Source organism: Bacteroides sp. HF-4919 (assembly GCF_018860125.1).
Genome location: NZ_JAHKNF010000006.1, coordinates 25402 through 39511 on the forward strand (window position 1 = coordinate 25402; position 14110 = coordinate 39511).

Consider the following 14110-nt stretch of genomic DNA (forward strand, 5'->3'; position numbering starts at 1 on the left):
TCATTCTAATACCCTCGAAACATGAAATTAAGACTATCTCATACCTTAAATAGCCTTATGCTGGGTGGCCTCCTGATGGCCTCCGCTTTTGCTTCGGCCGGCAACGAACCGAAGAAGCCTTACTGGCAAGACGTACAGGTAGTAGCCGTAAATAAAGAATACCCCCGTTCTTCATTTATGACCTACGAAAACCGTGCAAACGCCTTGACCGGAAAGTTCGAAAAAAGCAAATATTATCAACTTCTGAACGGAACCTGGAAGTTCTACTTTGTAGATTCATACAAGAATCTGCCGGCTAACATCACCGACCCTTCGGTGAGCACAGCCGACTGGACAGATATAAAAGTACCGGGCAACTGGGAAGTACAGGGCCATGGCGTGGCTATCTATACCAATCACGGTTATGAATTCCAGCCCCGTAACCCACAACCTCCGACTCTACCGGAGGCCAATCCGGTAGGTGTGTACCGTCGCGACATCGATATCCCCACCGATTGGGACGGACGTGATATTTATCTTCACCTGGCCGGTGCCAAATCGGGTGTATACGTGTACATCAACGGGCAGGAAGTGGGTTATAGCGAAGATTCCAAAAACTCTGCGGAGTTCCTGATCAACAAATTCGTGAAGCCCGGCAAAAATGTACTTACTCTAAAGATTTACCGTTGGAGTACCGGGTCTTATCTGGAATGCCAGGACTTCTGGCGTATCAGCGGCATCGAACGTGATGTTTTCCTCTATTCACAACCTAAAGCCGCGTTGAAAGACTTCCGCGTGACATCGACCCTGGACGATACATACAAAGACGGTATCTTCAAACTGGGTGCAGACCTGAGAAATAACGGTTCGGCTGCCAGCAACATGGCTCTGGTATACGAATTGCTCGATGCCAAAGGTAACGTAGTAGCCACCGGAGAAAAAACTGCTGATGTAGCTGCCGGAAAAACCCGCACAGTATCTTTCGACCAGACACTCCCGGGAGTCAAAACCTGGACTTCGGAAGCTCCTAATCTTTACAAACTGGTGATGACCGTGAAAGAAAACGGTAAAGTGAACGAAATCATTCCGTTTAACGTGGGTTTCCGCCGTATCGAAATCAAACCGATCGAGCAACTGGCGGGTAACGGAAAGCCTTATGTATGCCTCTTTATCAATGGCCAGCCGCTGAAACTGAAGGGAGTAAACATCCACGAACACAATCCGGCTACCGGTCACTATATGACCGAAGAGCTGATGCGCAAAGATTTCGAATTGATGAAACAACATAACCTGAATACGGTCCGCCTATGCCATTATCCGCAGGACCGCCGCTTCTATGAGTTATGCGACGAATACGGACTTTATGTATATGATGAAGCAAACATCGAAAGCCACGGTATGTACTACGACCTGAAAAAAGGCGGTACGTTAGGAAACAACCCCGAATGGCTGAAAGCACATATGGACCGCACGATCAACATGTTCGAACGTAACAAGAACTATCCGAGTCTGACTTTCTGGTCACTGGGTAATGAAGCCGGTAACGGTTACAACTTCTATCAGACCTACCTTTGGTTGAAGGATGCCGATAAAAACATCATGGACCGTCCGGTAAACTACGAACGTGCCCAGTGGGAATGGAACTCCGATATGTACGTTCCGCAATATCCGGGAGCACAGTGGCTGGAAGCTATGGGTAAACGGGGCAGCGACCGTCCGATAGCCCCTTCCGAATATTCACACGCAATGGGTAACTCGAACGGTAACCTCTGGGATCAATGGAAAGCAATCTATAAATATCCGAACTTGCAGGGTGGATACATCTGGGACTGGGTGGACCAGGGCATTGACGCAGTAGACGAGAACGGACGTCACTTCTGGACATACGGTGGTGACTATGGTGTAAATACACCGAACGACGGTAACTTCTGCTGTAATGGTATCGTAAGTCCGGACCGTACACCGCATCCGGCAATGGCTGAAGTGAAGTATGTTCATCAGAACGTAGCTTTCGAACCGGTGGATCCGGCCAATGGAAAATTCCTGGTTAAGAATCGTTTCTACTTCACAAACCTGCAGAAGTATATGATCTCGTATACCATTAAAGCAAACGGAAAAACGGTGAAAGGTGCTAAAATGTCAGTCAATGTAGAGCCACAGGGAAGTAAAGAAATTACTATTCCGGTAAGCGGACTGAAATCGAAACCGGGAACCGAATACTTCATATACTTCAACGTAACTACGACTGAACCGGAGCCGTTGATTCCGGTTGGACACGAAATTGCATACGAACAATTCCGCCTGCCGGTTGAACCGGGTGAACGTACTTTCGCTACCGGTGGTCCAACTCTGAAAGTATCGGCAGAAGGCAACGAACTGAGTGCTTCCTCTTCAAAGGTAAGCTTCGTATTTGATAAGAAAACCGGCTTGGTTTCTTCATATAAAGTAGGCGGAACCGAATACTTTAAAGATGGTTTCGGACTTCAGCCTAACTTCTGGCGTGCACCGAACGATAACGACTATGGCAACGGTAACCCCAAACGCCTGCAAGTGTGGAAACAATCGAGCAAAAACTTCAATGTAGTAGACGCCAACATAGTAATGGACGGCAAAGATGCCGTATTGACCGCCAACTATCTGCTGACTGCCGGTAACCTTTACATTGTTACATACCGCATCCATCCTTCGGGTGTAGTAAAGGCTGATTTCACTTTCACTTCTACCGATATGGAAGCTGCCAAGACCGAAGCCTCCGAGGCAACGCTGATGGCTACTTTCACTCCGGGAAGCGATGCGGCGCGCAAGGCTGCTTCTAAACTGGAAGTACCCCGTATCGGTGTACGCTTCCGTCTGCCTGCAGAAATGAACCAGGTAGAATACTTCGGACGCGGACCGGAAGAAAACTATGTGGACCGTAATGCCGGTACCCTGATCGACCTCTATAAAACAACCGCCGACAATATGTACTTCCCGTACGTACGTCCGCAGGAAAACGGCCATCATACCGACACCCGTTGGCTGACCCTGAATAAAAAAGGCGGTAAGGGACTGACGATCTATGCAGACAAGACTATCGGTTTCAACGCACTGCGCAATTCGGTAGAGGACTTTGACGGAGAAGAAACCGTATCCCGCCCCTATCAATGGCTGAACCGTGATGCCGGTGAACTGGTTCACGATGAAAGCAAAGCCAAAGATCAACTGCCGAGAAAGACGCATATCAATGATATTTCACCGAGAAACTTCGTTGAGGTATGTGTAGATATGAAGCAGCAGGGTGTGGCCGGATATAACAGCTGGGGCGCACGTCCTGAACCGGGCTACAACATTCCGGCAAACCAGGAATACAAATGGGGATTTACAATCGTACCAAGATAAACTAACTTAAAAATAGAAACCATGAAAGATTTACTGAACATCGTATCTAAATTCAAAGTACAAGGCACTGTAAGCGAAATCAAACCACTCGGCGCCGGACTGATTAACGACACTTATAAGGTAAACACTACCGAAACAGATGCTCCCGACTATGTGTTGCAACGTATCAACCACGCCATTTTCCAGAATGTGGAAATGCTTCAGGACAACATCGCTGCTGTAACCGGACACATCCGCAAAAAACTGACGGAAGCCGGAGAAACAGATATTGACCGCAAGGTACTGACTTTCCTCCCGACAGAAGAAGGCAAAACATACTGGTTCGACGGTGACAGCTACTGGCGTGTGATGGTATTCATCCCCCGTGCCAAAACTTATGAAACAGTAAACCCGGAATATTCATATTATGCCGGAGCTGCTTTCGGTAACTTCCAGGCAATGCTGGCTGACATCCCGACAACACTGGGTGAGACTATCCCCGATTTCCATAACATGGAATTCCGCCTGAAGCAACTTCGTAAAGCTGTAGCAGCCAATGCAGCCGGACGAGTAACTGAAGTACAGTATTATCTGGACGAAATAGAGAAACGTGCAGACGAAATGTGCAAGGCCGAACGCCTGTATCGTGAAGGCAAACTGCCGAAACGCGTATGCCACTGCGATACGAAAGTGAACAATATGATGTTCGACGAAGATGGCAAAGTGCTTTGTGTAATCGACCTCGATACAGTAATGCCAAGCTTTATCTTCTCTGACTACGGTGATTTCCTGCGTACAGGAGCCAATACCGGAGACGAAGACGATAAAAACCTGGATAATGTCAACTTCAACATGGAGATATTCAAAGCATTCACCAAGGGATATCTGGAAGGAGCCGGTTCATTCCTCACTCCGATCGAGATTGAGAATCTGCCTTATGCAGCAGCTCTCTTCCCTTATATGCAATGTGTACGCTTCCTGGCAGACTACATCAACGGAGACACTTATTACAAGATTAAGTATCCCGAACATAATCTGGTTCGTACAAAAGCACAATTCAAGCTATTGCAAAGCGTAGAAGAACATACTCCCGAAATGGAGGCATACATCAAAGAGTGTCTGGGATAAACTTCCCACCTTTCCAGGTGTAAACAATTGAACGGCGGAGAAACGGTTTCAGTTTTTCCGCCGTTTCTTTTTCCATATACTCCGGAGTAGTCAGAGTAAAAGTCAACGTCTCATCCTCTTTAGAAAGCTCCGCCTTCATCAAAGTCATATCGGCTTGCAGACGGGCATCGATAAAATCGTAATCAGTAGAGTCGGAAGAAGTAAAGAAATCATCTATATGAGGTTCTGAAGGCAGAAACTCATCGGCAGGAAGTTCTTTCCAATCGGTGGTATAGAAGCGGATATGACTGTCGCATGCCGGAGCACAAACTGTAGAAACAGCACAGACCACTTTTACACTATCGCTCAGCGGTAACAGTTTCATCTGCCAACTGCTCGCATCAGACATTTTAAGAGATATATAATCGGGACTTAATTCCGTCATTTCCGACTTACCCCCGAAACGGTTGGTCACCTGGGCCTTCATCTTACTTTCGATGAAATCGATACAATCTGCACGGTTCACCGATGTCAGCAACGGACACAGTGAGTCAGGTATATTCACAAACACCGTTTTGGCTTCCTGTGCTTTGACAGAAAAGGAAGAAAAAATACCCAGAATAAATATCAGGAGGGTAAGAGTAGAATTTTTCATATCTGATAATCTTGTTTCTTTACGTTCTTATTTAGTTCCCAAATATAGGAATATCATTCCGATTAACACCAGAATAAGATCAATCGCCTTGCTTTTTAAATTCTTTTCACGGAACATCATAGCACCGAAAAGGAAAGATACGATGACGCTTCCTCTCCGAACCATCGAGACAATCGAAATCATCGAATCTTCGTAACTCAATGCATAGAAGTAAACAAAGTCCGCAGCGCAGAGGAAGATGGAAATAAAGATGATGGCCCAGTCCCAGCGGAAGGGCGTAGACGATTTACGTTTGGGCCACCAGAGCAAGGCAAGGATAGGACACATGATGAACACCTGATAAACATTATACCACGACTGTACCACCATCGGAGGCAACTGCTTCATCAGATACTTGTCATACAATCCGCTTACCGCACCTGCTACGGCTGCCAACACAATAAAAAGAATCCACTTGTTATGTTTAAAGTCAATGCCTTCTTTTTTCCCCGAGCGGCTTAGCATAAAGAAAGAAACTACGGCCAGCAACACACCGATCCACTGATAGAGATTCAGACGCTCGCCAAAAACCAGCATAGCTCCCACAAGCACCATTACAGGGCGGGTTGCATTAATGGGACCTACAATCGTAATAGGCAGGTGTTTCATCCCGAAATAGCCCAGTATCCACGAAGAAAGTACGATAAAAGACTTGATAATAATAAATTTGTGTACTTCCCACCCAACCACGGGTACATCGAACATAGTACCCTCCAGCACTCCGGGGCCAAATGCCGACAGCAAGATGAAAGGCAGAAATATAAGACTGGAAAAGAGCGTATTGAGAAACAAGACAGGCAGAACCGCATTGTCCTTTAACGACTTCTTTTTAAACACATCATAAAAGCCCAGCAAGGTCGCTGAAAGAAAAGCAAGGAGTAACCACATAACAGAGTTTATTTAAAAAGAACTCATTCAAATATATCCTGAGGATATTCTACATTCACCAAGAAAAGCGCATTGCCGGGAGCAGAGGTTCCGGCTTTACAACGGTCTTGTTGCTCGATTATTCTACGGAAGCCATCTACGGACAACTTACCTCTGCCTACTTCCAATAAAGTACCGACGATAGCACGTACCATGTTGCGCAAGAAACGGTCGGCCTGAATGGTAAATACCCAGGTATATTCATCCTCCTGTGTCCATTCGGCATGCATAATCTTGCAGATGTTGGTCTTTACATCCGTATGCAATTTACTGAAACTGGTAAAATCCGTATAATGAAACAAGGTCAGAGCAGCCTCGTTCATCTTCTGAAAGTCGAGCGGATTGTGTATCCGGTAACGATACTGGCGATTAAAAGGATACTTTACGGTAGTGATATAATATTTATAAGTACGGGCTGTCGCATCAAACCGCGCATGTGCGTCCGGCCTTACCCGGCAAACTTTATAGACTGAAATATCCTGAGGTAAAAGACGATTCAACTTCTCGGCTACCTTATCCGTATCCAGCACCTCTCCTTCGTTATCGAAGTGGGCAACCATCAGCGAAGCATGTACCCCGGCATCTGTCCGTCCCGCCCCAATCACTTCCGTATCTCTCCGTAAAAAAGTGGCAAGTGCCTTCATCAGGCATTCCTGTATACTGATACCGTTAGGCTGAATCTGCCATCCATGATAATGGGTGCCATCATAGGCCAAATAAATAAAATATCTTTGCACGCTCATTCCGTTCACTTGGTTTTTGCGTGCAAAGATACTGCTTTAATTGATAAGTAGGGATTGATACTTATCAATAATTAATTGCTTTACTTGATCCACACATTGATTATCTCACCGATATACATCTTGTGCAAAGGTTTATCCTTCCATTCTCCTTTCAATTCCGGACTATCAAAAGCACCGGAAGCAATCGGCTGGGAGAGCATTTTTTTGCATTCTATAATCATCCATGCTTCCGAGAAAGCTTTACTGCCCGAAGGAGTAGTGAGAGGAGTCAGTCCGGCGCCTTTCACCTTATCAGCATCTCCTCCACTATGGCTTCCGCAATATTTCAGAGCATCCCGATAAGCTTCCGTATAAAAGCTGATGGTATATGTGTCATTCTTTTCCATCAACTGATAAGTATAACGCGCAGGATAAATGAAACAAAACGAAACCGGTTTATTATAAAGATATCCCAATCCGCCCCAACTTGCCGTCATCATGTTATATTTTTCTTCCGTACAGGCTGTAATCAGCATCCAGTCCTCAGAAAGCATCTTGATGATATTGCCCGGGATCTTATCCGCAGAGATGCGTCTGTAGCCTGCCATGGGGCCGTCCGCAGCAGCCCCCGGAATTTCCCGGCTAAACTCTCCCGTAACAACTTTCGGTTCTTTGGCTATGAGGGGAACCAGCGCCTCCGTTCCTCCCAACGCCTTCGCTGCCTTTTCCGCCAGGTCATCAAACAGATCGATTGTTTTGATACGGAGTTTTCCATACTTGGCAACCACTTTTGTTTTGGCTTTATTCAGTCCCGCCTCATCTGTTATCCAGTCTTCGGCCTCCATTTCTTTATTGTCACCATGAAAATAAGAAATGTTGTACATCTCCATCTTGCAAGATCCATCCAGACAGTTCATCACCAATCGATATTTGATGGTAGCACGATCCAAAAAGAAACTGTTGGTTGCAGATAGTTGAAGATATTCTTCACCCAGACATGCAATCTGCCCTCTTTCCTTATCAAAATAGGCAACCCTGCCCTTTTGTCCTTTTGAAGGTGCAAAACGTTTCTCGGCCCACTTCAACAATACATCATAAACTTGTTGTTTTGATAACCCGGGAGCCTGAATATGTTCTGTAAAGATGACCTTTCCATTAACAACCGGCACTGCACCAGCCAAATATTTACTATTGTCTTCCTGCGCCCAAAGAAGTATAGGGAAACAGATTAAAAGGGATAATAAAATTCTCTTCATACGTTTATAAGTATTTTACAGAGTCCCGACTTTACTCTGAAATCTTCACGTTTGTTACCCGTTCAAGCAAGAAACGGTTTTTATTCCAGTGGAAAGGCTTAAATTCTGTATTGGTTTTAATCACATTGTTGCGAAATATCAACCCGTCTACGGACTTTGCATAAAGAATCGGTGCATCAAATGTATCGAATTCATTGTCCTCAATCACAATACCTCCGTCTTTTCCACCATGAAAATACTTCTGTTGATCCTTCAAATTAGGTATTTCAGGATAAATAGAGATAATTGCATTGGTAAACTGGAACATGTTGGTAAGCGCATTGATAAAACGATTGCGGCGAATGGTAACATCACGACAAGCACCTGTCTCGAACCAGCCATTACAGTCGCCACACAATAAAATAGCCGTACCGGAGGTATGATCAAACAGATTGTCTTCTACCACTGTTTTTTTAGGAGTGCTGAACAGTGTACCGCGAGCACGGTTATTGCGAATCGTATTGCCGGCAAACAGCACTTCAGGAGTCCATGTCAGGTTTTCAATCCCAAAACTACTTTTTTCATTGATAGCCGGATCAATAGGATCTTTAAAAGTAATGCTGAACTCACGGGCTCCCGATATTTCATTTTTATCATAAGGACGAATTGCAGTAATCTGGTTTTGATTGCCAATCAGCTCCATCGTTTCAGAACGTACAAACTGAACATCATCCCCCGGACGTCCCCATTCGAACCCCCAGGACTGATCGTGCATATAGCGTCCTATCAACGTATGATCATCTACCCGCTTGATTACTTTCAGATAAGTTCCGTGTACATTAATGGCATCATCCATCATTCCTTCGTACAGGCCATTCTTCGAAATAATCTTTCCCTTACATCCGGAGAAGTGAGTGGCATCTGCCTGCGTTGTGAAATAACGAGGATCATTATCGCCTTTCAGACAAACCCCGAAACCATCGAGTGTAATATCTTCGCAAAGCTGTGCCAAAAGTCCCATGCCTTCCGCATAATGCACTTTGACATTAAGCAAAGAAGTATTAATGTCATGTGACATGAAAATACCGGGAGTAGGACGTCCCCATCCACGCATGGCTACTACCGTGCCCGGCACCAGACGCGCGTCTTTCCATTTCGGAGAACAGATACGGCGGGGAGCCACTTCGAAAGCTCCTTTGGTAGGACAACCGATATCACTGGTGTTGTATACGACATGTTTTGTTTTACCATCGAAAGCAATTCCCCAAGAGTATCGCATTGTCCAGCCTTCACCCAGTCCTTCAAATACAGAATCCTTACTTATACGATAATCCACCCACGATGCAGGTTCAAAAGTGATTCCTTTTTCCGGATCATTCTCTATCACTTGCACCTGAGCAATATGAGGCTGTTCAAAATCAATACTAAAGTTCTTCAGTACGCAATTCTCCGAACGGAGCAAAGAAACCGGAATCATCCTTCCATAAAATACAAACTCGGAACCTTGTCCGTCAATAGTCAGGTTCTTCATATCCTCCAAGGCAATGCCCACCTTTTTGGGATTGTCCTGATCGTGATTGGATATATAATATTCGCGTACATCCGAACCGTTTTCATGAAAATTGTAGCGTCCGGCAGGAAAACGAAGTACCACTTCTTCACCATTACGGCATTCAGCTTTAATCTTAGCTATGGCCTTACGCACAACAGGTGATGCGTTTTTCTTACTATTGGCTTTCAAGCCAAACTGGGAAATGTCGTAAACACGTTCTTGTGCACAAACATCCGACACGGATAAAGAGAGCAGCAGACTCAGAGTAAAGAGTAGGATTGTCTTCATAGTTTTTTCAATTTCTGTTTAATAATTAGGCTACAAATATACATTCATTTTCCGATTCTTCCATTTTTTTATTAGTTTACCTTTGCATATAAAAACCAAAGATGTATATTTGGGGACTATATCTATAAAACGATTCATTAAACACCTATTGCCATGAGTAGTAATATTTTCCTAACCATTGCTATTGTCACGACAGGCATTTTTGCAGTACAATTCATCCTATCCGTTTTTTTTGGTGATTTCGATGCAGATACGGACATCGACACTGATATCAGCAGTGTGGTTTCTTTTAAAGGACTGACCCACTTCGGTATCGGATTCGGCTGGTATATGTATTTGCAACACAACACCGAAATACAGACCTATCTGACTGGATTTGTCATCGGACTGATATTTGTTTTTGCCGTCTGGTTTTTATATAAGAAAGCCTATCAGTTGCAACAGACCAACCACTCGGAGAAAACAGATCAGTTAGTAGGAAGAGAATGTACCATTTACTTCAAACAGAACGAAAAAAAATACACAGTACAGATCAGCCGGGACGGAGCCATGAGAGAAGTCGATGTTATCACGGAATCAGGTAAACCCTACCAAACCGGAGATAAAGCAACGATCACCTCATACAAAGACGGAACTTTATATATCCAATAATTACAAACTCAAAAAAGAGAACTATGACCCAAGAAATGATGATTATGGCTGCCATACTCGTGGCGGTAATCTTAATTACATTTATCGGTATTCTTTCACGCTACCGGAAATGTAAAAGTGACGAAGTATTAGTAGTATATGGTAAGACAGGCGGAGATAAAAAGTCTGCAAAACTATATCACGGTGGTGCCGCTTTCGTATGGCCTATCGTACAGGGATACGAATTCCTGTCGATGAAACCGATGCAGATAGACTGTAAACTGACAGGAGCACTTTCCGCTCAGAATATTCGTGTGGATGTGCCGACTACCATTACAGTAGCTATCAGTACGGATCCCGAAGTCATGCAAAATGCTGCCGAACGTATGTTGGGGCTGACCATGGACGATAAACAAAATCTGATAACAGATGTGGTTTACGGACAGATGCGTCTGGTTATTGCCGACATGACAATTGAGGAGTTGAACTCCGACCGTGATAAATTCCTCTCTAAAGTAAAAGATAACATTGATACAGAACTCCGCAAATTCGGTTTGTACCTGATGAATATTAACATCAGCGATATTCGCGATGCTGCCAATTATATCGTCAATTTAGGAAAAGAAGCGGAAAGTAAAGCTCAAAACGAGGCACAAGCCAATATTGAAGAACAGGAAAAACTGGGTGCTATCAAGATTGCCAACCAGATTAAAGAACGTGAAACCAAAGTGGCGGAGACTCGTAAAGATCAAGATATCGCCATTGCGGAAACCAAAAAGCTGCAAGAGATCTCGGTAGCCAATGCCGACAAAGACCGTATCTCCCAGGTAGCTATCGCCAATGCAGAAAAAGAATCGCAAGTGGCTAAAGCAGAAGCAGAAAAGAATATCCGGATAGAGCAGGCCAATACCGAAAAGGAAAGCCGCATTGCAGAGTTGAACTCCGACATGGAGATCAAACAAGCTGAAGCACAAAAGAAAGCTGCCATCGGACGAAACGAAGCACAAAAAGAAATCGCGTTGTCTAACTCTGAACTGGCCGTAACCCAAGCCAATGCCGACAAACAAGCCGGTGAAGCTGCAGCCAAATCAGAAGCAGCCGTACAGACAGCCAAAGAAACCGCTCAGAAAGAAGTAGAAGAAGCGAAAGCACGAAAAGTAGAATCATCTCTGAAAGCAGAAAAAATAGTACCGGCAGAAGTTGCCCGCCAAGAAGCTATTCTGCAAGCAGAAGCCGTAGCCGAAAAAATCACCCGTGAAGCAGAAGCCCGTGCCAAAGCAACACTGGCACAGGCAGAGGCAGAGGCAAAAGCGATTCAACTGAAACTCGAAGCAGAAGCAGAAGGTAAAAAACGCTCGTTACTGGCAGAAGCAGAAGGTTTCGAAGCCATGGTGAAAGCTGCCGAATCAAACCCGGCTATTGCTATTCAATACAAGATGGTAGATCAGTGGAAAGAAATAGCAGGCGAACAGGTAAAAGCCTTCGAACATATGAACTTAGGCAATATCACTGTATTCGACGGAGGTAATGGAGGCACAAGCAATTTCTTGAACACATTGGTAAAAACTGTCGCGCCAAGTTTAGGAGTATTGGACAAACTGCCTATCGGAGAAACGGTTAAAAACATTATTCACCCGGAAGAGAAAGACAAGAAGGAGGAAAAAAAAGATAAAAAACAGTAAACAAAAACGAACTATAAACGATGAACAGGCTTCGCTACTTCTGCGAGTCTTTGTTCATCGTTTATAGTTTACCGTTTATCTCGTTGTTATATGAAAACACCCTTGTTTCAGTTCATACTTTATATAACATTTATCAGCCTTGCGAACATCACGCAACACTTCTGCCAACACTAACTTTAAGGTATCGGCACTTACATCCTGAAGAGGACGTCCCTCCTCATCTTCTACTTTCTTAAACCGCTTCCAGCTTACATCGAATGTTGTTCCGTAGAAATGACATGAGTTTTTTGACGCATTGCCATTCCGGCGACGTAAACGTTTTACATCATTCTCTGTCCGAAGCACAGATGTAACAATGATCTTATTCGGATTGAGTCCTTTGGCAGTCAATGAATCTAAAAAATTCGCTCCAATCGTATCGAGCAATGCACTGGCACGCGGTACTAAATAAGGAATGGAATGAGTAAGTGAATCCACTGCATAAAATTCATTATCAATAATGTGAACCAGTTTTCCATCCATATTTTCCGCTTCTTCACGCGAGGCTAACGGAGTAATTCCCCAAGTATGGGCCGCTTTTAGCTGCACATCATTCAAATCCCCGAATGAGCGTTTATAACTTACCACTCCCCTGATGTTACGCGGTTCGTTAAGTTTAAGAGACATATCTTTCTTTTTGCAACCTGCCAGAAAAGCCGGGGTCAAACATAAAAATATAGAAATAGTAAAGAGATACCTGTAGTTGGATAAATCCATAATTAGCCTTTTTTTATAAGTTCCGAGGACGCAAATATACTGGAATTGTCTTTCTCAGGAAAGAGCATCGCAAATTAATTCGGCAAGAATCGGCAAAGTATGAGAACGATTCATTAAATTTGCAGTCCATTTCACAGCGTATATGTGAACCTTTAAATTGATTCAATGATAGAAAAGCTGATAGTTCTTGAGGATATCGATCCGGTTATCTTTTATGGCGTAAACAACGCTAACATACAATTAATAAAAGCTTTGTATCCAAAGCTGCGCATTGTTGCCCGAGGCAATGTCATTAAAGTACTGGGCGACGAGGAAGAGATGTGCGCTTTCGAAGAAAATATCACCAAGCTTGAAAAATATTGCGCCGAATACAATTCACTGAAAGAAGAAGTCATTATCGACATTATAAAAGGAAATGCACCGCAAGCCGAAAAAGCAGGCAATGTGATTGTATTCAGTGTCACGGGAAAGCCCATTATCCCACGCAGTGAAAATCAATTGAAGCTGGTAGAAGGATTTGCCAAGAACGATATGGTATTTGCCATCGGACCTGCAGGTTCGGGCAAGACCTATACGGCCATAGCCTTAGCGGTTCGTGCACTGAAAAACAAAGAAATAAAGAAGATTATCCTCAGCCGCCCTGCGGTAGAAGCCGGTGAAAAGTTAGGTTTTCTGCCCGGAGATATGAAAGATAAAATAGACCCGTATCTGCAACCTCTTTATGATGCTTTGCAGGACATGATTCCAGCTGCCAAACTAAAAGAATACATGGAACTGAACATCATCCAGATTGCCCCATTAGCCTTTATGCGCGGACGTACGCTAAATGATGCAGTCGTAATCCTGGACGAGGCTCAGAATACTACCACGCAGCAAATTAAAATGTTCCTCACCCGTATGGGAATGAATACCAAGATGATCATCACCGGAGATATGACCCAGATAGACCTTCCGGCTTCACAAACATCGGGGTTGGTGCAGGCATTGCGCATTCTAAAAGGAGTCAAAGGAATCAGTTTTGTTGAACTGAATAAAAAAGACATAGTGCGCCATAAGCTGGTAGAACGGATTGTAGACGCTTACGAAAAGTTCGACAAAGAAAAGAAAATCGAACGGGAAAAGTTAAACGGCGAGCGGCTCACCATAAGCAAAGAACGGCAAAACGTTGGTAATTTGTAATT

11 protein-coding genes are annotated in these 14110 nt (G+C 44.2%); 5 read left to right on the plus strand and 6 right to left on the minus strand.

Annotated elements, in window-relative coordinates; all coding sequences use genetic code 11:
- Nucleotides 1–21: 21 nt before the first annotated feature.
- On the plus strand, nt 22–3357 hold the full coding sequence (locus KO473_RS11580; RefSeq protein ID WP_005818536.1) for a glycoside hydrolase family 2 TIM barrel-domain containing protein: 3336 nt from the start codon (nt 22–24) through the stop codon (nt 3355–3357).
- A 21-nt stretch (nt 3358–3378) separates the two neighbouring features.
- Nucleotides 3379–4464, plus strand: a complete 1086-nt coding sequence (locus tag KO473_RS11585) for a phosphotransferase enzyme family protein (protein WP_122130224.1) — start codon at nt 3379–3381, stop codon at nt 4462–4464.
- Here KO473_RS11585 and KO473_RS11590 read toward each other — a convergent pair.
- The 5 genes from KO473_RS11590 to glaB all read right to left on the minus strand — a co-directional run bounded on the left by KO473_RS11590 (nt 4445) and on the right by glaB (nt 9861).
- Nucleotides 4445–5098: a DUF3256 family protein gene (locus tag KO473_RS11590; protein WP_005818533.1), complete on the minus strand. Its 654-nt coding sequence runs from the start codon at nt 5096–5098 to the stop codon at nt 4445–4447. The genes KO473_RS11585 and KO473_RS11590 overlap by 20 nt on opposite strands.
- 27 nt (nt 5099–5125) lie before the next feature.
- A complete protein-coding gene (locus KO473_RS11595) occupies nt 5126–6025 on the minus strand; it encodes a DMT family transporter (protein ID WP_005818531.1) in 900 nt (299 codons plus the stop codon).
- A gap of 23 nt (nt 6026–6048) precedes the next feature.
- Entirely contained in the window at nt 6049–6807 is a 759-nt protein-coding gene (gene truA, locus KO473_RS11600; protein WP_005818529.1) for a tRNA pseudouridine(38-40) synthase TruA, read from the minus strand.
- An 80-nt stretch (nt 6808–6887) separates the two neighbouring features.
- A complete protein-coding gene (locus tag KO473_RS11605) occupies nt 6888–8042 on the minus strand; it encodes a DUF4468 domain-containing protein (protein WP_005818527.1) in 1155 nt (384 codons plus the stop codon).
- A gap of 31 nt (nt 8043–8073) precedes the next feature.
- Entirely contained in the window at nt 8074–9861 is a 1788-nt protein-coding gene (glaB, locus tag KO473_RS11610; protein ID WP_005818525.1) for an alpha-1,3-galactosidase, read from the minus strand.
- 153 nt (nt 9862–10014) lie between these two features.
- Here glaB and KO473_RS11615 point away from each other — a divergent pair, with 153 nt between their 5' ends.
- Together KO473_RS11615 and KO473_RS11620 are read left to right on the plus strand one after the other, a co-directional pair.
- Nucleotides 10015–10512 (plus strand): hypothetical protein, encoded by a 498-nt coding sequence (locus tag KO473_RS11615; RefSeq protein WP_005818523.1) that lies wholly within the window; start codon nt 10015–10017, stop codon nt 10510–10512.
- 23 nt (nt 10513–10535) lie between these two features.
- Complete coding sequence (locus KO473_RS11620) at nt 10536–12173, plus strand: flotillin family protein (RefSeq protein ID WP_005818521.1); 1638 nt, start codon at nt 10536–10538, stop codon at nt 12171–12173.
- A 75-nt stretch (nt 12174–12248) separates the two neighbouring features.
- Here the strand turns inward: KO473_RS11620 and KO473_RS11625 are convergent, their stop codons facing one another.
- Entirely contained in the window at nt 12249–12929 is a 681-nt protein-coding gene (locus KO473_RS11625) for a DUF5715 family protein (protein ID WP_005818519.1), read from the minus strand.
- A gap of 165 nt (nt 12930–13094) precedes the next feature.
- Between KO473_RS11625 and KO473_RS11630 the strand changes: the two genes are divergently transcribed.
- Nucleotides 13095–14108 carry a PhoH family protein gene (locus tag KO473_RS11630; RefSeq protein ID WP_005810185.1) on the plus strand — a complete coding sequence of 338 codons (1014 nt, stop codon included), beginning with the start codon at nt 13095–13097 and terminating at the stop codon, nt 14106–14108.
- The last annotated feature ends 2 nt before the right edge of the window (nt 14109–14110 follow it).

What these genes read in the sequence shown, in the direction of transcription:
- KO473_RS11580 (WP_005818536.1), top strand. Translation starts at nt 22, where the DNA reads ATGAAATTAAGACTATCTCATACCTTAAATAGCCTTATGCTGGGTGGC.
- KO473_RS11585 (WP_122130224.1), top strand. Translation starts at nt 3,379, where the DNA reads ATGAAAGATTTACTGAACATCGTATCTAAATTCAAAGTACAAGGCACT.
- KO473_RS11615 (WP_005818523.1), top strand. Translation starts at nt 10,015, where the DNA reads ATGAGTAGTAATATTTTCCTAACCATTGCTATTGTCACGACAGGCATT.
- KO473_RS11625 (WP_005818519.1), bottom strand. Translation starts at nt 12,929, where the DNA reads ATGGATTTATCCAACTACAGGTATCTCTTTACTATTTCTATATTTTTA.
- KO473_RS11595 (WP_005818531.1), bottom strand. Translation starts at nt 6,025, where the DNA reads ATGTGGTTACTCCTTGCTTTTCTTTCAGCGACCTTGCTGGGCTTTTAT.
- KO473_RS11620 (WP_005818521.1), top strand. Translation starts at nt 10,536, where the DNA reads ATGACCCAAGAAATGATGATTATGGCTGCCATACTCGTGGCGGTAATC.
- truA (WP_005818529.1), bottom strand. Translation starts at nt 6,807, where the DNA reads ATGAGCGTGCAAAGATATTTTATTTATTTGGCCTATGATGGCACCCAT.
- KO473_RS11630 (WP_005810185.1), top strand. Translation starts at nt 13,095, where the DNA reads ATGATAGAAAAGCTGATAGTTCTTGAGGATATCGATCCGGTTATCTTT.
- glaB (WP_005818525.1), bottom strand. Translation starts at nt 9,861, where the DNA reads ATGAAGACAATCCTACTCTTTACTCTGAGTCTGCTGCTCTCTTTATCC.
- KO473_RS11590 (WP_005818533.1), bottom strand. Translation starts at nt 5,098, where the DNA reads ATGAAAAATTCTACTCTTACCCTCCTGATATTTATTCTGGGTATTTTT.
- KO473_RS11605 (WP_005818527.1), bottom strand. Translation starts at nt 8,042, where the DNA reads ATGAAGAGAATTTTATTATCCCTTTTAATCTGTTTCCCTATACTTCTT.